The following is a 19,062-nucleotide window of genomic DNA, read 5'->3' on the forward strand; positions in this document are numbered from 1 at the left end:
GAGGAAACAACATGTTCGGCAAACTTTGTAAATACGAATTCAAATCCATTGTGCGCACCCTTGTGCCCATTTACCTGGCGGTGATCGCCGTGTCCATACTCAATGCATTTGTGGGCTTCGGCTCCCTGTTCTCCGGTTACCTTGATGACCTGGGATTTGTCAGCAACCTTCTGGGCCTGATTCAGGGAATTTCCATATTCGTCTACTTCGGCGTTATGGTTGCCTTAAGCGTTCTGACGCTGATCGTCATCATCCAGAGGTTTTATAAAGGGCTTTTATGCGATGAAGGCTACTTAATGTTCACCCTTCCGGTAAAACCGTGGCAGTTGATCGCTGCAAAGGGTACGGCAGCATTTGTGATGTCACTGGCCAGCGGCCTGACAGCCATCATATCCATTGTCATTCTCATACTGGGTTCTGTAGGTCCCGCTGATTTTTTTGAAGCAATCACCTCTCCTTATATATGGGATTCCATTGGCCGTGTGCTTTCCGAAGCCCCCTCCTGGCCCCTGCTTTTACTGGAGCTGATCCTTGCGGTCATCATCAGCGGAATGGGCCAGCTTTATCACATGTACTTTTCCATGGCCTTAGGCCATTTATCAAGCAGTCACCGGATCATGATGTCTGTTGTGGCTTATATTGCTATATCCATGGCGTTCAGCTTTATCAGCGGCTTCTTAGTGATTATAGCGTCCGTCATACCTGTTACAAATTCATTTTTTACCCTTATTGATACCATGGCCACTGCGGAAAGCATGATTTATATATTTCATACATCCTTTATCTTTTCTATTGTCTTCGGCGCCATTCAACTGGCGGTATTCTTCTTCGGGACAGAGCGCATTCTGTCAAAGAGGCTTAATCTGGAGTAACTTGAAAAATCAGACCGGTCAATATAAAAAAACAGCCAGGAAAGAACTTGACTTTCCTGGCTGTTTTACTGTCATAATATCTGCTTTTAATATTTTTATCGTAAACCCGGACTTATGGTATGCTTTGATGATGTGTCCGGCACTGCAGAATTTCAAACTTATCATTTTTAATCCGATATACCAGACGGTTTGTATCATCAAACGTGATACTTCTCCTTAGCCCGCAGTCTCGCCAAAGACCTTGCCAGGGACGCTTCAAAATGAGAATGCTCCTGAATGCTCTTCCCCTGCCTCAACTGCTCCTCTGCCCTTTCTCTGGCCTCCTGGGCCCGGCGTTCATCAATTTCATCGGGACGCTCGGCAGTGTCCACGATCATGGTCACACGGTTGTTGACCAGTTGGACAAAGCCTCTTCCCACCACACCGTAAATCCACTGGCCATTTTCATCAAGCAGGCGCATTTCTCCCGGAGACAGGGCGATTACCATGTCCTCATGATGGGGAAGAATTGCCATTTCCCCGTCTTCCAAAGGCACGATCAGGGTCTGGCAGGGTCCGTTGAAGAATTTCCTGTCACTGGCGATCACACGAAGATAAAATGTTTTTGTACTCACAGACAACACCTCCGGCCTAAGCCTCTAAACTTCCGGCTTTTTCAATGACCTCGTCAATGGTTCCCACATTAAAGAACGCCGTTTCCGGATATTGGTCCATATCGCCGTCTACAATGGCCTTAAATCCCCGGATGGTCTCTTTAAGAGGAACGTATTTCCCTTTTACTCCCGTAAAGTTTTCCGCCACCGTAAAAGGCTGGGACAAAAACCTCTGAATCTTTCTGGCCCTGTAAACCGTGGTCTTGTCATCATCACCCAGTTCTTCCATACCCAGAATGGCGATGATATCCTGAAGCTCTTTATATTTCTGAAGGATTTCCTGGACCCTGCGGGCCACCTCATAATGCTCTTCTCCCACCACATCCGGTTCCAGAATACGGGAGTTGGACTCTAAGGGGTCAACAGCCGGGTAAATACCCTGCTCCACGATCTTTCTGGACAGTACCGTAGTGGCATCCAGATGGGCAAAGGTGGTGGCAGGCGCCGGGTCAGTCAAGTCATCGGCAGGCACGTAAACCGCCTGAACCGAAGTGACGGAACCGTTCTTCGTAGAAGTGATTCTCTCCTGCAGCTCTCCCATTTCCGTCGCCAGGGTAGGCTGATAGCCAACGGCAGAGGGCATACGTCCAAGAAGGGCGGAAACCTCAGAACCGGCCTGGGTGAAACGGAAAATATTATCAATAAACAGAAGCACGTTTTTATGCTCTTCATCGCGGAAATACTCCGCCATGGTAAGGCCTGTTTCAGCAACCCGCATACGGGCGCCCGGCGGCTCGTTCATCTGGCCGAACACCAGAGCCGTCTTTTCAATAACGCCTGACTCTCCCATTTCAGTCCATAAGTCATTTCCCTCACGGGAACGCTCACCGACACCGGTAAAAATAGAGTATCCGCCGTGCTCCGTGGCGATATTGTGAATCAGCTCCTGAATGAGAACCGTCTTACCCACACCGGCACCGCCGAACAGACCGATCTTTCCGCCTTTTGCATAAGGAGCCAGAAGGTCGATGACCTTGATTCCCGTTTCCAGAATCTCCGCAACCGGGCTCTGTTCCTCAAATGACGGCGGCTCTCTGTGTATGACCCATTCCGGGCCTCCCTCCAGCTTTTCTCCGTTGTCAATTGTCTCCCCAAGGACATTGAAAAGGCGTCCCAGGGTCTGGGCTCCTACGGGCACCTTGATTCCGTCTCCTGTAGCAGTCACTTCCAGGTCTCTGCATAAGCCTTCACTGGAGGCCAGCATAATACAGCGGACCGTGTTATTCCCCATGTGCTGGGCCACTTCCATGACGCAGCGCTTTCCCCCGTTATCCACTTCAAGGGCGTCCTTCAAGCGGGGAAGGTCACTGCCTTCTAAAAATTCTACATCTACGACAGGTCCCAGGACCTGAACGATCTTTCCCTTATTCATAGTTGATTACGCCTTCTTCCTTTTCTTCTTCTGGGCCTTTGCACCGCTGATCACCTCGGTGATCTCCTGGGTGATGGCCGCCTGCCGGACCCGGTTATAGGTAATCGCCAGCTCGTCAAGCATATCCTGGGCGCTCTTTGTAGCAGCCTGCATTGCCATCATTCTGGAGTTCTGCTCACTGGAATAGGATTCCACCAGACCTCCGTAAATGAATCCTGCGATGTAATTGGGCACAATGGAATTGATAACAGCCTGGGGAGAGGGCTTCATGGCGATCTCCTCTAAGTGCACGTCAATGGGGATGGCCTGAGTCATCCGCTGTCTGGGAATGGGGAGGAGCTGAATGATTTCAGCTTCCATCTTCATGGCATTGACCATTCTGGTGTAGATCAAATGCACCTCATCAAGCTTTCCCGACAGGAAGTATTCCACGATCTCTTCCTCAATGATCCTGGCCCGGCTCATGTTGGGGTTCTGCACCGTATAGCGGAAATTCTGCTCCATGGGGATGCCCTTTTTGGCAAAATACTGCCGTCCCAGATCACCTACCACGAACAGAAAGGGCTTTCCTCCCCTGTCAATCTGCTCCTGGGCCAGTTTGAAAATATTGTGGTTATAAGCCCCTGCCATCCCTTTATCTGCGGTTACCACAATGTATCCGATCTTCCGGTCTTCTTTCCTGATTTCCGGTCTGGTATCCAGATAAGGGTCCTCAATATCAGGCGTATGCCTGATGATCCGGCCAATGGTTCGGTGAAGGGCGTAGAAATAAGGCTCCGTGTCCGTCAGAGCCTTTCTTGCTTTTTTTAGCTTTGACGAGGAGATTGTATACATGGCATTGGTTATTTTCATGGTGCTTTTGATGCTGTTCATCCTGCTTTGTATTTCTCTCGCATTTGCCATATCCTACACCCGCTTCTCTTTAAATTCAGCCACTGCCTCAAGAATCCTCTGCTTCAGCTCATCAGACAGGGCCTTGCTCTCTTCAATTTCCTTTCCGATTTCCGGATGGGACTCTTCAAAGAAAGCCAGCATTTCCCTCTGAAACTCCTTGATCTTTGAAACCTCCACATCCAGAAACATCCGGCCTCCTGCTGCGACCAGGCTGATCACCTGTTCTCTCAGACTTAAAGGATGGTACAAAGGCTGCTTTAACAGCTCTGTAAGGCCTCTTCCGTATAAAATCTGCTCTCTGGTAGCCGCATCCAGATCAGAGCTGAACTGGGTGAACACCTCCATCTCACGGCACTGAGCCAGATCGATACGAAGGCTTCCTGCTGCCTTTTTCATAGCCTTTGTCTGGGCTGCTCCGCCCACACGGGATACGGAAAGGCCTACATTGACCGCCGGCCTCATACCGGAGAAGAACAAATCGCTTTCTAAGAATATCTGTCCGTCTGTAATAGAGATTACATTGGTAGGAATATAAGCCGAAACATCTCCTGCCTGAGTCTCGATGATGGGAAGAGCTGTCAAGGAGCCGCCCCCCAGTTCATCCTTTAACCTGCTGGAACGTTCTAAAAGTCTGGAATGAAGGTAGAATACGTCACCCGGATAAGCCTCACGGCCCGGAGAACGCTCTAACAGCAGGGAAAGAGCGCGGTAAGCCACCGCATGCTTTGATAAGTCATCATAAACGATGAGCACGTCTTTTCCCTTATGCATGAAATACTCCGCCAAAGCCGTTCCCGAATAAGGCGCAATATACTGCATGGGAGCCGGTTCGCTGGCTGTCGAGGATAAAACAATGGTATAATCCATGGCCCCGTGGTGGTTTAAGGTGTTCACCAGCTTTGCCACTGTGGAAGCCTTCTGGCCTACAGCCACATAAACGCAGACCACATCTTTTCCCTTCTGGTTCAATATGGCATCCACTGCGATGGAAGTCTTTCCCGTCTGCCTGTCTCCGATGATCAGCTCTCTCTGTCCCCGTCCGATGGGAAACATGGAGTCAATGGCGAGAATTCCCGTTTCCATGGGAACCGACACGCTTTTCCGGTCAATGATGCCGGGAGCTTCGTTTTCAATGGGACGGTAGTCGTCGGAAATAATATCTCCCTTTCCGTCTATAGGGGCTCCCAAAGCATTGACCACCCTTCCGAGGAAGCCTTCTCCCACCGGAATTCCTGCCCGCTTTTTCGTCCTCGTCACCTTGCTGCCTTCCCTTACCTCCCGGTCCGGTCCGAACAGAATGCAGCCGATATCTTCTCTTCTGATATCCTGCACCATTCCCTTTAATCCATTTTCAAAAATAACGATTTCGCCGTACATCGCATGGTCAATTCCATAGACCGCTGCAATGCCGTCGCCGACGCTGATGACAGTTCCCACTTCCTGGTCCCTGGCATGCGTGTCATAATCTTCAATTTCACTTCTTAATATAGAAATAATTTCATCTGAACTGATGGAAGCCACGTTTTTCACCTCCGCATGATTTTCTGCTCCAACTGCCTGAAACGACCCTTTAAGCTCCAGTCGGTTTCCACATCTCCCACCCGGAGAATGAATCCGCCGATTAAGCTTAAATCCTGGATCAGGCTGAGTCTGACATCTTTTTTTCCGTATTTTTTACACAGCATAGCTTTGATTTCCCGAAGCTGCTCTTCTTCCGGCTCTGTCACATAGAAAAGGGAAGCTTCTAAAATCCCTTTCTGTTCAAAACCCCTGGCCCTCCACGCTTTAAAGATATCCTCTGCCAGCCCCATGCTCTGATGGTCTGCCAGAACCTTTAAAAAGTTTCTGATCTCCTCCGGAAATACCCGGTCAATGATCCGGCGCTTGCTGTCTTTTCCCACCACCGGGCTGCAAAGGGCCTCCTTAAGCTGAGGAACCGTTTTAAGGGTCAGGGCCGCCTCTTCTACCGCCTCTTCCGGGATAGAGAGCTCATACAGCACCTGTCCGTAATTAATGGCTGCCTGCGTCATAAGAATCACCTGCTTCTGCTAAAAATGAGTCGTAAATGGCCTGATTCGTCTTTGCACTCACTTCCTGGTTTACCACCCTGGCTGTTGCAGCCAGAACCAGTCCGGCAATCTGGGCCTTTGCTTCCCGCATGGCCCTTTCCTGATCCGCTTGCGCATTCTTCCGGGCATCTTCCATGAGGCGGACCGAATTTTCCTGGGCCTCCTTTAAGATGCGTTCATACTGTTTCCCAGCCTGAGCCCTGGCATCTTCCACCAGTTTCTGGCCTTCCTCTGAGGAAGCGGCCAGCTTTTCCTCATACTGTTTCCTAAGAGCCTCTGCCTGCCCTTCTGATGCTCTGGCATTTGAAATATTCTGCTCAATCATTGCCTGCCGTTTATCCATCACAGCCAGGACCGGCTTCAGCAGAAAATGCTTCAGCAAAAGATACAGGACTATGAGATTTACGATGTTCCATACCAGATTCATATCCAGTCTAAGCATCCCTGCCACCTGCCTTTCTTTCTGATTCCTTCATTTCACTCCCGATACTTATTATTTCAGGAATAAGATGATAAGAAGGGCGATAACGAAACCGTAGATGGCGGTTGCCTCTGCAAGGGCGCAGCCAAGAAGCAATGCCTTGCTGATCTTGCCTTCTGCCTCCGGCTGTCTTGCGATGGCGTCCACTGCCTTAGAGGTTGCCATACCGATTCCGATTCCTGCTCCGATTCCTGTAAATACTGCGATTCCTGCTCCGATTGCTATTAACATAATAATCTCTCCTTTTAATTTACGTTTCGTTTACTCCACTGACTCTTTAATGAAAAGAGCGGTTAAAAATACAAATACATATGCCTGGATCAATCCGTCAAAAATATCAAAATAAATGGAAAACGGAATTGGTACAAGGGGGGCTGCCAACTGCTTTAACAGCTCCATCACAACAAAGGAAGCCAATACATTGCCGAACAACCGCATGCACAGAGAAAGCGGTTTGACGAATAACTCCAGGATGTTGATAGGAGTTATGATAGCTGCCGGCTCTGCAAAACTCTTGATAAAGCCCTTTGTTCCCTTTTTGTGAAACCCCGCATATTCAATCAGGACAATGCTCATGACAGCAAGCGCTGCCGTGGCATTCAAATCCTTGGTAGGCGGCTTAAAGCCAACCAGGCCGATCAAATTGGCCACTGCCAGATAAATTGCCACTGAGATCAGATAAGGGATATACCGCTTTCCCTCTTCTCCTACCAGGTCTTCAAAAAAACCGTACATTCCGCTGACTGCCGCTTCCAGGGCCAGCTGCTTCTTTCCAGGGTTCTCTACTTTTAAATTTCTTACCAGGACGATGGAAAGGAGAGTCAGGGCAGCCATGATAATCCATGTTACCACTACGGACTCAGAAATGGGAATGCCGCCGAATAAGGGAATGGTAAACACCGTTTCGCAATTCAGTTCTTCCATCAGCTTTTCTGCCAAATCCTCCGTAACGCTCACTTCCTTTCTTAAATTAAAATGGTCTTTCCTTATGTATATCATGCCAGCTTTTTCAAATTGTACTCTTAATAATACAATTGTACTGTACAGAATGTTATAATACGTCCATCTTTTTTTAATGTCAACTTTTCGGGAAAATAGCGGCCTCATGCAAAAAAGTGTAATTGTTTGAATAATTGGAACAATTTATACGGTCATATTTTTGAAATTACTGTTCAATATTTAACCCTTCACGAGGCACATCCCTATGGACATCCGTTTTCAGAGGTATTTTTTCAGGTTTTTTGATTTAAAAAAATATTATAATTCAGCACTTTGCACATAGTTTTTCATTCTTCCTCTTCATCCCCTTGTAACTACTGACCAACATACGGGAAATTATTGAGGAATTAATGAAAAATAGGTGCTCTCTCTCCCTTTATCTGCGTTCTTATGTTAACAAATTCTACAAAAAGCGGAAATCCATTTCCGGGTTTTGTACTTTTTTAAGACCAGTCCTGAAAAAGCGGAAAACTCTGTTGATTTATATATGTCTTTAGGTATATACTTTAATGGTATAAACACTATCTGAATAACGGAGGGAAAAAACATGTTTGAGCATATGATTTCCAAACTGAAAGAGCAGGAAAGAAAAATCGTCTTCACCGAAGGCACTGATCCAAGAATCCTGGAAGCAGCCAGCAGACTGCATAAAGATGGCATTCTGGCCCCCATTCTTCTGGGAAAAGTTGAAGAAATAGACGCAGCAGCCAAGGCTTGCGGCTGGTCCATCGACGGAATTACAAAAATTGATCCGGAACAGTATGAAGGATTGGACGATATGGCATCAACAATGATTGATTTAAGAAAAGGAAAGATGGACAAGGAAGCTTGTCTGGCAGCCCTGAAACAGGCTAACTATTTCGGTACCATGCTGGTTAAAATGGGACTGGCAGACGGCCTTCTCGGCGGTGCTACCTATTCTACTGCTGATACCGTAAGACCGGCTTTACAGCTCATTAAAACAAAACCAGGCAGCCAGATCGTTTCAAGCTGCTTCATTCTCTCCCGCCCCACTGAAAACGGCGATGAGCTGCTTGCCATGGGCGACTGTGCCATTAACTTAGACCCCAGTGAGGACGAACTGGTTGAGATCACTCTGGAAACAGCCAGAACAGCTAAAACCTTCTCTATTGAGCCAAAGGTAGCTCTGCTTTCCTACAGCACTCTCGGTTCCGGAAAAGGAGAGAGCGTTGATAAGGTCCGTAATGCTGCTAACCGTTTAAAACTTATGAACCTGGATTTTGCAGTAGACGGAGAGTTCCAGTTTGATGCTGCTATATCTCCTGAAACAGCTAAGACAAAAGCTCCTGATTCTCCGGTAGCCGGACAGGCCAACACCTTTATTTTCCCGAACATCAACGCAGGCAACATCGGCTATAAGATCGCTCAGCGTTTAGGAAACTTCGAAGCCTTCGGCCCTATTTTGCAGGGATTAAACGCTCCCATCAACGACCTTTCCAGAGGCTGCAATGCGGAAGAAGTTTATAAAATGGCAATTATTACGGCAGCTTTGATCTAAATCTGCCGGATTTCCTGATGGTGAATTAAAAGAACAAGCCGTCTGCTGCGACTTCTGAAAGTCGAAGCAGGCGGCTCATCTTTTATTCCTGTTTGCCCTGTATTCCGTAGGCGTACAGTTTTCGTATTTTTTAAATATCTTGGAAAAATAATTCTGGCTGTTAAATCCCACCTCAAAAGTAATTTCTTTTATGCTCTTGTCCGTTGATAAAAGCTTCTTTGCCTCTTCCACACGTTTCTCAGATAAAATATCGGTAAAACCTTTTCCCTTATATTTCTTTAAAATCCGGCTCAAATAAAAAGGCGAGATATTTAAGGCTTCGGCCACGTGTTCCAGCATAATATTGCTTTTATAATTCCTGTCAATATAATCAAAAGCCCGGTCCACAGCCTGATAGGATTTCTCTTTATTATAGTCTCCGGTCTCCTCCATTACAGCCTTAAGGTGGATCTTAATATAAGTTTCCACTGCCATATGGTCCTCAAGGGCCATCACCTCATCCAGAATTATTTTGGAGTAATCCGCAGATTCCAGTCTGGGGTAGTATCTCTGAATTTCCTTCATGCATAAAATCATGAACTGGTATATATTTTCTTTTAACTGCTTAAAGGAGTAGGTATTTGTCATCACAGCGCGCAGGACTTCACTGGTACAGCTTAAGGCCGCCTCCTCATCAACTGACTTGATCTCATTAATGATCTTTGCAATTACCTCATCGTAATTGCCCCCACTGTCAGCCTCCGTATTGCTCTTATTATTGTATACAGAATAGGAACCCTCATCACATATCTTCACCGCAATCAACGCCTCTTTATAAGATTCCCTTAAATCACTTCCGATCTCATAAATGGTGCCAATTCCGATGCGGCATTCCTGACGTCCCAGTTCATCCAAAAGCATTCTGACGAATTTCCCGACCTCAGCCATCTTCCTCATTTCCATCCGGTTCTTACCCAGGACAAAAAACACCAATTCCTTGTGAAAGAGATCGCCAATACAGTTAAGCCCAACCTCCTGCAATGCATTTTTCACTTTCCACAGCAGATATCTTGGATTCTGCCTGTAACTGCATACAAAACAGAAGCCTGTATCCACATCAAGCCCTAAAAAAGCAGTCAGCTTTTGGACCTCTTCCCTGGACTTACCTGAAATGAGGCCATAAATACAGTCCAGTTCCACAATAGGCCTGATTTCTTCCACACTTGTCAGCAATCTGGACTTTTTCAGTTCTGTTTCCTGTTCTGCATTGATCTTTTGTATAATGTTATCAATGGCATTTTTCAGCTCTGATATTTTAGCAGGTTTAAGAAGAAATTGCTCTGCCCCTAACAAAAGCGCGCTCTGGGCGTATTCAAACTGGTTATAAGAAGACAAGATAATGTACCGGGTGCGGCTGCTTAACTTTTTCATCTCCTTTATGGTGTCCAGGCCGTTTATTCCCGGCATGTTGATATCCACCATAACGATATCCGGAATGGATTTTTGAAAGAGCTCCAGGGCCTGAAACCCGTTTTCGGCTTCTTCAATCCTTGAAATCTGAGGGCAATTGGCCTGGATCATCAGTTTTAATCCGGTTCTTTCTATGGGCTCGTCTTCAACGATCATCAAGCTGCTCATAATCTCCCTCACTTTCTCCGGTGACCGGCAGTTGGATTGCGATTGCTGTACCGCATTGCACAGCGCTTTCAATCCTCATCATCCCCTTTATTCCAAAAAACAGCTCCAGCCTCTTTCTCACATTGTTGATTCCAATGCTCTTTTCCTCCACGCCGTACTGGACCGCCTCAAGCCGGGAACTGTCCATTCCAATTCCATTGTCCTCTACCAGAATATTGACCGTGTCCCCAGTCCTTTTTATTGAAATGAGGACACAGGCGCCTTCTATCATATTCTGAACACCGTGTATCACTGCATTTTCAATCAATGGCTGTATGATCATACCCGGCATAATGACCTTGGGAAGATTTTTCTCTGCTCTCAATTCAAACTTGATTCTATGACCAAACCTCACCTCCTGAATCTCAATATAATTTCGGACGCTGTCTATCTCACCATACAGGTCAGAAACACTGTTAGACTTATCCAGGCTGTATCTCAGCAGATCAGAGGTAGTTTCCATCAGCTCAGAGGTCTTTTGCGCCCCTTCTAAATAGGCCATTTTCGATATAAGGCTCAATGTATTAAATAAAAAGTGAGGGTTCATCTGCCCCTGAAGAACCTTTAATTCCGTTCCAATCAGCAACTCCTTCACTTTCAGATTTTCATTTTCCTTTTCCAGCAGCTGAGTTGCCAGCTGTGATTTTTCCTTTACATGGAGAATGTTATTCTGTACTGCCTCCGCCATTTCCCGCACTGCCTCACTGAGAATGGAAATTTCCACAGTCCTGACCTTTCCCGGCAGCTCCGGCTTATATTCTCCTTTTTTTATATCGCTGATACCGGAAACGACTTTTCCTATGGGCGCAGTAATATTCTTAGCTGCAAAATAAGCAAAAAACAGGGTGCTGATTACCATGATAGTGATAAAGCTGGCCGTCATGATTACCTGTTCCTTCTGCCTCCTCTGCATTTCCTCTTTTTGGGCATTCATCTCGTCAGATATGAGGGTGGAGTATTCAATATAAGTATTTTGTATATTCTCACTGATCCTGCTGAAAAATCCGTATTTCTCCTGAAAATTCTGTCCCTCTATTCCGATTTCTTCAAAGACTTCAGAATAGGTATCCACCATATTCTGAAGTCTTGAATATTTCCAAATAAGTTTTTCATTCTGTGCAGTTTCCTTGAGAAATGCCAGATGATTGTAGCACACATCCAGAGTTTCCCGGTAAAGATTCAGATTAGTTTCATCAGAATAATACAGGTACTGCATGGCATAACCGTTTGCCGTCTTCATATCCTTGTAAAAGTCGTTGAGCTCACTGTATTGATTGGTGAAATCATTGTAGACTCCCACCGTTTTTCCAGTGCCCACATTCACATATACTGCAATGCAGATGAAGAGAAGGAGCAGCATCATATAGTATGTCAAAAGCCTTTGCTTAATCGTAGTCTGCTTCATTCTTCCCTTCTCCTCTGATCCGCATAAAAGCCTGTATTTTCTTTTATTTTATATCCCCCATTATTTGAGGTCAACTTTTATTTTCAGGGCATCACTGTAGTTATCGATGTTTTCATTTGTTACAATAATTGTACCCGCGTCATTGATCACCTGCTCCGGTTTCTTGCCTTCTGTAATATTCTGATACAGCCAGTAAGCTGCCTGATATCCGTAGTTATAGAAAGAGGTGGTCACTGTTCCATCTAATTCGCCTTTTCTTATTAAATCGAGAGTCTCATCCGTATCATCTACGCCAAATACCAGAACCTGATCCCTGATTCCCTTATCCAGAACAACCTTTGCGCAGGCCGGCCCAGCTTCTGCCGCCAGGTTAATGGCCACATTTACTTCCGGATAGCCTTTGAATGTATTTTCCCACTCTGTTGTGGACTTCATTTTATCTGACTTGGATTCAGAGATATTGACCAGTTCGAATCCGCCTGGATGCTTGGAAAATACTTCTTTAATGGCATCGATCATATCGTGGGACAACTGGTAATTAAGGGCAGCCACCTGGACCGATGCATGAATGGGGAAGTCTTTTCCTTTTAACTGGACGACTGTTTCATATAATACCTCTGCCTGCTTATTCACGTCTTTTCCGAAAAATGCCAGTCTGTCCGCATCGGGAATGTCTGAATCCACGACCAGAACTGGAATGCCTCCGTCAATGGCTGTCTTAACCGGTCCTGCCGGGACCAGGCCCTGTGTAATAATTCCATCGGCTTTTTGTGCCACTGCTGTCTCAATCAGTTTTGACATTTCTTCCGGAGAAATATTCTGAGGTCCTACCCAGTCTCCCTGTACCCCCAACTCATCACAGGCCTGTTCAAATCCCTGCTTGGCAATGAGCCATACCGGATGGGCCAGCAACGGGGATACGTACACAAAATGCAGTTCTTCTTTTGCAGTTTCCTGAGCTGTCTCACCGGAACCGCTTGATGACTCTGCGGCTGCCTCTGATTTTGCTGCGGTGGTCGATGGCTGTTCCGTTGGAGTTGAACACGCAGTCAAGGATGCTGCCATCATAAGTGCTGTCATAGCTGATACTAATCTTTTCATATTTTCCTCTCTTCCTGCCTCTATCGGGCAATATCAATCATTATATTTATAAAAGTTCCAGGTCCTATGTATTGGAGGCAATCTTTAACAGAGTGACTTCGTCAGCCTCCTCTTTCTCCAAAATCTTCTGAACCTTTCCCTTTCCTAAAACAACAAACCGGTCACACATTGCAATCAGTTCAGGCATTTCAGATGATACCATGATGATCCCGATTCCTTTTGCCGCCAGATCCTGTATGATCTTATATATCTCTGCCTTTGTCCCCACATCAATTCCCCGCGTAGGTTCGTCAAGCAGTATCACCTTTAAATCGGTCATCAGCCATTTTGCCAGAATTACTTTCTGCTGGTTGCCTCCGGAGAGGTTTGAAATCAGGGTATCCAGTCCAGGGGCCTTTACTCTCAGTGTATCATAATATTCCAGGGCCTTATCAAATTCCTTTTTGGGACTGATCAGCAGCATATTTGAGATTTCCTTTAAAACGGTCAATGTCATATTGTGCTTTATGGACATGGTCCCTACAAAACCGTTCTTTTTCCTGTCCTCTGTCAGCAGCCCGACTCCATACCGCTTTGCATCCCAGGGGGACCTTATGCTGATTTCTTTTCCCTCAATAAATACCCTGCCGCTTGTCTTGGAACTGGCTCCGAACAATGCATTGATGAGTTCAGAACGCCCCGCTCCCACCAGACCGGCTAAGCCGAGAATTTCACCTTTTCGCAGACTGAAACTGACATCCTCAATGATGTTCTTTCCATATGCGGAAGGATGAGGAACCTTAAAATTCTCCAGCCGCAAAAGCTCACCTCCAATCTGGCGTCCTTCCAGCTTTGGATACATGACCTCCAAATGCCTTCCGATCATATCCTCTATAATCCTGGTGCTGTCATAACCGTCTGCCTTTTTGTACTGGCTGATATACAGTCCGTCTCTTAAAATCACCATTCGGTCACACAGTTCAAAGACCTCATCCAGCTTATGTGATATATAAATACAGGATAATCCGTCCTTTTTCAGCTCTCTCAGAACAGACATCAGCTTTCGGGTCTCTCCCTCTGTGAGAACAGATGTTGGTTCATCCAGAATCAGAATTTTAGGATCACGTACCAGCGCCCTGGCAATACACACCAACTGCTGCATGGAGGGGCTTAAACTTCTTGCCGTAACATCAATATCAATTTCTGCATGTAGCTTTTGCAGTGCTGACAGAGCCTGTTTTTTAGCCTCTGCCCAGTCCACCAGCCCCAGCTTTGTTTTGGGCAGTCTGCCAAGAAGAATGTTTTCCGTAACGCTTAAGTCCAGCTCCAGGTTAAGCTCCTGATAAATCATGGCAATTCCCGCTTGCTCTGAATCAGCCGGAGCCCTGAAATCGCATTCTTTATCATTCAGGAATATCTTTCCCTCATAACTGCCCATAGGATACAGACCGCTCAATATTTTCATCAAGGTGGACTTTCCTGCTCCGTTTTCTCCCATAACAGCCAAAATTTCATCCTCATACAGCTTTAAAGACACATCTTTTAAAGCTACTGTCCCCAGAAATCTTTTAATTACATTTTCAACGGATAATACTGCTTTGGGTTCATTCATACTGATTCCCCCTAATCTTTCTTAATGGAGTTCTTTAAGATCAACTGTCTCTTATACTGATCTAACAATACAGCCAGAACCAAAATCACCCCTACAACCAGATTCTGCCAGTATACGGACACTCTCATTAAGGTCAATGAATTCGTCAGGATTTCCATAAACAGGGCGCCGATGGAGGCCCCGATTATACTCCCCATTCCGCCAAATGTTGAAATGCCTCCGATAATAGCGCCGCAGATAACAGTCAGTTCATATCCGCTTCCTGCTGCCGCCTCTGCGGAACCCAGTCTGGCCGCCATAAATACTCCGGCAAGAGCTGCCAATGTTGATGTAATGACGTATACGGAAAATTTCGTCCGTTTCGTATTAATACCCGATATCCTGGCTGCTTCCTCATTTCCGCCAAGGGCATAGATGGTTCGCCCAAAAGGCGCTCTGGACAGTATAATATGAACGATGACAGCTAAGGAAATAGCCACAATAACAACCATGGGAATATTAAATATCCTGGTCTTCTCAATATTGACCAGTCCGTCAGGAAGGGGGTAAATGGGTACGCCCTGTGTCAGCACCGATACCAGGCCTCTGGCCGCATACTGCATGCCCAGAGTTACAATAAGAGGCGGGATTCCCGCTTTTACAATAATCATACCATTGATGGACCCGATCAGAGCTCCTACCAGAACTCCTGCCACAATGGCAGGCAATACCGGAACTCCTGCTTTGCATAACATTCCCGTAATAACGCCGCCTAAGGCCAGCACAGAACCTACGGATAAATCCAAGCCTCCTGTAATCAGGACCAGGGCCATTCCAATTACAGTGATCAAGGTAAAGCCCGTAGACCGGAGGACATTGAAAATATTTCCCGTGGAAAGGAATGTGGGGTTCACGCAGGTGACAAACAGGACATAGAGCACTGTCGCAATCACAATACTGCTTTCCTGTTTTTGCATAAACCGTCCCAGTTTTGCTTTTATATTCTTTTTGTTCGACTCGTCATTCATAACATACCTCCTTTGATATTTATTATTATAAATCAGAGGGGCTGGGTCATGGGCTGCTGTTATTGTCAATATCTTGGACTCTTTAGCAATATTCTTTCACCAAGACGAGAAAAAGCGCAATATTTTACCAACAAGCCGCAAGACATTGCTAATACGGTTTTCTCATATTTTCCCTTAATTACAAGAAGGCCTTCAGCTCTGTTCCCGCTGAAGGCCTTCCCCATTTTCCTGTCTTTACATTTCAGGCGAATTCTTTTATATTGTATGTAATATAACGGGCTCAAGGCCCGTAAATGACAGGAGGTGTAGCATGAACCTGATCCTGATATCTGACGTTTTTCCGCCGGGAGATGAAACCTTATACTCCCACTTTTATCACGTTGATAATTCCCTTTATCCCCAATCTCATGACTTTTATGAGTTCACCCTTCTGTTGGAAGGCTCCATGGATTACGTGTTAAATGATGTATATTTTACCCTTCATCCAGGGGACTTTCTGCTCATCCGGCCAGGTGATGTCCACACGAAGATCACCAAAGAGGGGCAGCATATTAATTTAGCCTTTACCCCCCGGTGTATTGATGAGTGCTTCCACTACCTTTATCCCGATTCTTCCTACAAGGAATTGCTGGCAGGGCTGGACTATGTCCCCATCTGCCACCTTTCCCAAAATGACAAGCTGTCAATACAGGATAAAATACAGCATCTGCATTTTGTTTCTGTAGAGAAATCAGAATATAAGACCATTTTACTTAAGGTCATGCTGGCGGAAGTGATCAGCCGCTATTTTATCCCTGCCATCACTTCCGGCAATTACTCACTGAATAATCCCCAGGTTCCAAAATGGCTTTTAAATGCATTGGAGAACTTCTCCACCCAGTCACCGGCCACCAATGGCATGGAATATCTGGCTGCCTGTACCGGGAAGACACCGGAGCATATTTACCGGACATTCCAAAAGCATCTCCATCAGACGCCTTCCACCTACTTTAACCACAAACGGCTCGACTATGCCGCCAGCCTTCTGCTTTACACGGATATGCAGGTAATTGATATCGCCTTTGAATGCGGATTTCAAAGTGTGAGCCGTTTTTACTCCGCATTCAAGACTGAATATCAGATGGCGCCTTTAACTTTTCGGAACACAAGAACTTCCCGTCATTAAACCGTACTGATTCATAGCCCCTGACATCAGTTTTTATCCTGAAAATGCTCCCGTCATAAGTATCTGCCGCCGGAATATCCGGAAGATTCATATTAGAGGTGGTGACATAGAGAGACTTCATATCAGACCCTCCAAAACAGCATGAAGTCACATTTCCGGCAGGGACCGGTATGGTCTCCAGAAGTTCTCCGCTGACCGGATTCCATCTGGTTATTCTGGCACCAAAATAATGTGCGATCCAAAGCATACCCTTTCTGTCAATGCATATACCATCAGGCACACCCGCATTGTCCGGGATTTGTATGGCAGCTTTTCTGTTCTTGACCGCTCCTGTTTCAGCGCAGTAATCAAACTGGTATACTACCTTTTTAGGGCTGTCCACAAGGTACAGGAGCGTATTTTCTTCATTCCATGCCAATCCGTTTCCAATGATAAATCCTGTGGCTGCTTCACGGAAATTACCGTCTGAATCCAGTATAAATAAAGAACCGGCCTCTTCTTTTCCCGTCATGTCCATGGTGTCCCCATAGAATCGGCCTGACGGATCGCATTTCCCGTCATTAAAGCGGATTGCATCCGGAAATTCCGTACGGACGATACACTGTTCCTGCCCGGTTACAGGGTTATACAGTATGATTGTATCCTTTTTCGTTATGAGCAGATTTCCGCTTTCGCAAAGGGCAATGGAAGTGACCTTCCCTCCCAGAACATGGTGAGTCAGCTCTTTTGTCGTCTCGTTATAGAAATGTATTTCCCCGCGCTCAATATCTGTCCAGTATAAGATCTGATTCCTGTCATCCCACATGGGGCTTTCCCCAAGCAGATGATCCGCCTCAATTAATAATTCCACTTTCCTGTCCACTGTATCCCTCCTAATATCTCAGCAGGTTCTCCTTATATCCTCCGTCCACAAAAATGGTCGAGCCAGTGATATAAGAAGCCGCCTTACTTGCCAAAAAGATGGCCGGACCAACAATTTCTTCCACATTTCCCACACGGTTAAGGGGTATCCACTCTTCAAAATCCATGGCAGCTATAATCTCTGCATTGATATCCGTTAAAATAGCTCCCGGAGCGATGCTGTTCACCCTTATCCCATGTTCAGCCAGTTCCAGGGCGGAAACCTTTGTGTGCATTTCCAATGCGGCTTTTGACATACAGTATGCGCTGTTATTTTTATAAGCTACCAGTTGATGAATAGACGTAATGTTTATGATACTCGGATAAGATGATTTTTTCAGCAGCTCTACAGAATCCTTTACGAACATGGCTGGGGAGAAAAGGTTCACACGGAATAAATCCTCCAGTTCCTTTTCCCCAATTCCGTCTACTGTGCCGTGTATTTCACATCCTGCATTGTTGATCAGTACATCCAGCACATCTACGGACTTGGATATCTGCTCCATCATCTTATGTACATTTTCCACCTCAGTCAAATTTCCATAAACGCAGTGAAAGCCGTTTTCATCAGCCACCTGCCTGGTGGACTCTTCCTTTGAACCGTGAATCCACACATTTGCCCCGGCATTTTTAAAACCTTTTGCAATGGCAAGCCCGATTCCTCTCGTTCCTCCTGTAACCAGCACATTCATATTTTTCACTTCAAACATGGCAGCCTCCTATAGAACCCCATAAATGTTAAATGCATCCGTCACTCTCATTCCTGACTCAACAGCCCGCCTCAGTTCTTTTTCTTTTCCTGCTTTTTCAAGGGCTTTATCCACTACCTCCTGAGCCACCTTTTGAGGTATGATCAGGACGCCATCCTGGTCACCGAAGATATAGTCTCCGGACTCGATCCTCACCTGTCCTATTTCTATGGGGCACCTAAAATCAACCACCTGGGTCCTTACGCTGCTGTCCTGTGCATAGCTTCCCATGCTGAAAACCGGCCAATTCTGTTCCAATACCTGAGGAGTATCCCTATGCCAGCCGTCAACCACCGCACCGGCACCTTTTCTGTACTTTGCAGTCGCTGTCAGCAGCTCTCCCCAATAGGCACATCTTCTGGTTCCGCCTGCAGCAATATAAATTTCATTTTCTTCTATCTGGTCCAGGCATTCACACAGTCTTCCAAATGGCTTCTCCTGCACACCGAACACGTCTATCATCAGAACCGTCATAGCGATTCCGGCAATTTTCATATCATCCTTCATAGGCTTGATATTCTGGGGAAGAAATTGATGCGTGTATCCCAATTCGTCCAGGATATCGCCTACTACCGGGGTATACAGCTTTTCTTTCATTTCACGAAATAAACTTGTTAAGTCTTCCATAA

General features: G+C 46.1%; 19 protein-coding genes. 3 read left to right on the forward strand and 16 right to left on the reverse strand.

What is annotated here, in order from left to right; genetic code table 11:
- The first annotated feature begins 11 nt into the window (after positions 1-11).
- A complete protein-coding gene (locus tag QM657_RS12980; protein ID WP_415067106.1) occupies positions 12-872 on the forward strand; it encodes a hypothetical protein in 861 nt (286 codons plus the stop codon).
- 197 nt (positions 873-1,069) lie between these two features.
- On the opposite strand, the gene atpC is transcribed toward QM657_RS12980, so the two are convergent.
- The 8 genes from atpC to QM657_RS13020 are packed head-to-tail and all read right to left on the reverse strand — an operon-like array spanning position 1,070 to position 7,265.
- A complete protein-coding gene (gene atpC / locus QM657_RS12985; RefSeq protein WP_415067107.1) occupies positions 1,070-1,486 on the reverse strand; it encodes an ATP synthase F1 subunit epsilon in 417 nt (138 codons plus the stop codon).
- A 16-nt stretch (positions 1,487-1,502) separates the two neighbouring features.
- Positions 1,503-2,897 carry a F0F1 ATP synthase subunit beta gene (gene atpD / locus QM657_RS12990; RefSeq protein WP_415067108.1) on the reverse strand — a complete coding sequence of 465 codons (1,395 nt, stop codon included), beginning with the start codon at positions 2,895-2,897 and terminating at the stop codon, positions 1,503-1,505.
- Positions 2,898-2,903: 6 nt separating this feature from the next.
- Positions 2,904-3,800: an ATP synthase F1 subunit gamma gene (gene atpG, locus QM657_RS12995; RefSeq protein WP_415067110.1), complete on the reverse strand. Its 897-nt coding sequence runs from the start codon at positions 3,798-3,800 to the stop codon at positions 2,904-2,906.
- 3 nt (positions 3,801-3,803) lie between these two features.
- Positions 3,804-5,312: a F0F1 ATP synthase subunit alpha gene (gene atpA / locus QM657_RS13000; protein WP_415067111.1), complete on the reverse strand. Its 1,509-nt coding sequence runs from the start codon at positions 5,310-5,312 to the stop codon at positions 3,804-3,806.
- Between the two features lie 5 nt (positions 5,313-5,317).
- A complete protein-coding gene (atpH, locus tag QM657_RS13005) occupies positions 5,318-5,821 on the reverse strand; it encodes an ATP synthase F1 subunit delta (protein ID WP_415067112.1) in 504 nt (167 codons plus the stop codon).
- Positions 5,802-6,302: a F0F1 ATP synthase subunit B gene (atpF, locus tag QM657_RS13010; RefSeq protein WP_415067113.1), complete on the reverse strand. Its 501-nt coding sequence runs from the start codon at positions 6,300-6,302 to the stop codon at positions 5,802-5,804. The genes atpH and atpF overlap by 20 nt, the downstream gene beginning before the upstream one ends.
- Before the next feature lie 51 nt (positions 6,303-6,353).
- Positions 6,354-6,578, reverse strand: coding sequence for an ATP synthase F0 subunit C (atpE, locus tag QM657_RS13015; protein WP_333647074.1), 225 nt, complete (start codon positions 6,576-6,578; stop codon positions 6,354-6,356).
- A gap of 24 nt (positions 6,579-6,602) precedes the next feature.
- Positions 6,603-7,265, reverse strand: a complete 663-nt coding sequence (locus tag QM657_RS13020; RefSeq protein ID WP_415067229.1) for a F0F1 ATP synthase subunit A — start codon at positions 7,263-7,265, stop codon at positions 6,603-6,605.
- Positions 7,266-7,887: 622 nt separating this feature from the next.
- Between QM657_RS13020 and pta the strand changes: the two genes are divergently transcribed.
- Complete coding sequence (gene pta, locus QM657_RS13025) at positions 7,888-8,859, forward strand: phosphate acetyltransferase (RefSeq protein ID WP_415067114.1); 972 nt, start codon at positions 7,888-7,890, stop codon at positions 8,857-8,859.
- A 75-nt stretch (positions 8,860-8,934) separates the two neighbouring features.
- On the opposite strand, the gene QM657_RS13030 is transcribed toward pta, so the two are convergent.
- The 5 genes from QM657_RS13030 to QM657_RS13050 all read right to left on the reverse strand — a co-directional run bounded on the left by QM657_RS13030 (position 8,935) and on the right by QM657_RS13050 (position 15,619).
- Positions 8,935-10,476: a response regulator gene (locus QM657_RS13030; RefSeq protein ID WP_415067115.1), complete on the reverse strand. Its 1,542-nt coding sequence runs from the start codon at positions 10,474-10,476 to the stop codon at positions 8,935-8,937.
- Positions 10,454-11,920 carry a sensor histidine kinase gene (locus QM657_RS13035; RefSeq protein WP_415067117.1) on the reverse strand — a complete coding sequence of 489 codons (1,467 nt, stop codon included), beginning with the start codon at positions 11,918-11,920 and terminating at the stop codon, positions 10,454-10,456. Before QM657_RS13035 ends, QM657_RS13030 begins: the two co-directional genes overlap by 23 nt.
- 60 nt (positions 11,921-11,980) lie before the next feature.
- Entirely contained in the window at positions 11,981-13,021 is a 1,041-nt protein-coding gene (locus tag QM657_RS13040; protein ID WP_415067119.1) for a substrate-binding domain-containing protein, read from the reverse strand.
- Positions 13,022-13,085: 64 nt separating this feature from the next.
- Positions 13,086-14,612, reverse strand: coding sequence for a sugar ABC transporter ATP-binding protein (locus QM657_RS13045; protein ID WP_415067120.1), 1,527 nt, complete (start codon positions 14,610-14,612; stop codon positions 13,086-13,088).
- Between the two features lie 11 nt (positions 14,613-14,623).
- Entirely contained in the window at positions 14,624-15,619 is a 996-nt protein-coding gene (locus QM657_RS13050; RefSeq protein WP_415067121.1) for an ABC transporter permease, read from the reverse strand.
- 310 nt (positions 15,620-15,929) lie between these two features.
- Here QM657_RS13050 and QM657_RS13055 point away from each other — a divergent pair, with 310 nt between their 5' ends.
- Positions 15,930-16,784 (forward strand): AraC family transcriptional regulator, encoded by an 855-nt coding sequence (locus tag QM657_RS13055; RefSeq protein WP_415067123.1) that lies wholly within the window; start codon positions 15,930-15,932, stop codon positions 16,782-16,784.
- Here the strand turns inward: QM657_RS13055 and QM657_RS13060 are convergent.
- Genes QM657_RS13060 through QM657_RS13070 form a run of 3 tightly spaced genes read right to left on the reverse strand, consistent with a single transcriptional unit; the run spans position 16,723 to position 19,060 of the window.
- A complete protein-coding gene (locus QM657_RS13060; RefSeq protein WP_415067124.1) occupies positions 16,723-17,646 on the reverse strand; it encodes an SMP-30/gluconolactonase/LRE family protein in 924 nt (307 codons plus the stop codon). The two genes, QM657_RS13055 and QM657_RS13060, sit on opposite strands and share 62 nt — an antisense overlap.
- Positions 17,647-17,656: 10 nt before the next feature.
- Positions 17,657-18,394 (reverse strand): SDR family NAD(P)-dependent oxidoreductase, encoded by a 738-nt coding sequence (locus QM657_RS13065; RefSeq protein WP_415067125.1) that lies wholly within the window; start codon positions 18,392-18,394, stop codon positions 17,657-17,659.
- Positions 18,395-18,403: 9 nt separating this feature from the next.
- Positions 18,404-19,060: an RraA family protein gene (locus tag QM657_RS13070; protein ID WP_415067127.1), complete on the reverse strand. Its 657-nt coding sequence runs from the start codon at positions 19,058-19,060 to the stop codon at positions 18,404-18,406.
- Positions 19,061-19,062 lie beyond the last annotated feature (2 nt).

The organism is Lacrimispora sp. (assembly GCF_047605665.1).
Taxonomy (GTDB): domain Bacteria; phylum Bacillota; class Clostridia; order Lachnospirales; family Lachnospiraceae; genus Lacrimispora.

Coding starts and splice junctions, on each gene's coding strand:
- QM657_RS12980 (WP_415067106.1), top strand. CDS start 12: ATGTTCGGCAAACTTTGTAAATACGAATTCAAATCCATTGTGCGCACC.
- atpD (WP_415067108.1), bottom strand. CDS start 2,897: ATGAATAAGGGAAAGATCGTTCAGGTCCTGGGACCTGTCGTAGATGTA.
- atpG (WP_415067110.1), bottom strand. CDS start 3,800: ATGGCAAATGCGAGAGAAATACAAAGCAGGATGAACAGCATCAAAAGC.
- atpH (WP_415067112.1), bottom strand. CDS start 5,821: ATGACGCAGGCAGCCATTAATTACGGACAGGTGCTGTATGAGCTCTCT.
- atpF (WP_415067113.1), bottom strand. CDS start 6,302: ATGCTTAGACTGGATATGAATCTGGTATGGAACATCGTAAATCTCATA.
- QM657_RS13020 (WP_415067229.1), bottom strand. CDS start 7,265: ATGGAAGAACTGAATTGCGAAACGGTGTTTACCATTCCCTTATTCGGC.
- pta (WP_415067114.1), top strand. CDS start 7,888: ATGTTTGAGCATATGATTTCCAAACTGAAAGAGCAGGAAAGAAAAATC.
- QM657_RS13030 (WP_415067115.1), bottom strand. CDS start 10,476: ATGAGCAGCTTGATGATCGTTGAAGACGAGCCCATAGAAAGAACCGGA.
- QM657_RS13035 (WP_415067117.1), bottom strand. CDS start 11,920: ATGAAGCAGACTACGATTAAGCAAAGGCTTTTGACATACTATATGATG.
- QM657_RS13040 (WP_415067119.1), bottom strand. CDS start 13,021: ATGAAAAGATTAGTATCAGCTATGACAGCACTTATGATGGCAGCATCC.
- QM657_RS13045 (WP_415067120.1), bottom strand. CDS start 14,612: ATGAATGAACCCAAAGCAGTATTATCCGTTGAAAATGTAATTAAAAGA.
- QM657_RS13050 (WP_415067121.1), bottom strand. CDS start 15,619: ATGAATGACGAGTCGAACAAAAAGAATATAAAAGCAAAACTGGGACGG.
- QM657_RS13055 (WP_415067123.1), top strand. CDS start 15,930: ATGAACCTGATCCTGATATCTGACGTTTTTCCGCCGGGAGATGAAACC.
- QM657_RS13065 (WP_415067125.1), bottom strand. CDS start 18,394: ATGTTTGAAGTGAAAAATATGAATGTGCTGGTTACAGGAGGAACGAGA.
- QM657_RS13070 (WP_415067127.1), bottom strand. CDS start 19,060: ATGGAAGACTTAACAAGTTTATTTCGTGAAATGAAAGAAAAGCTGTAT.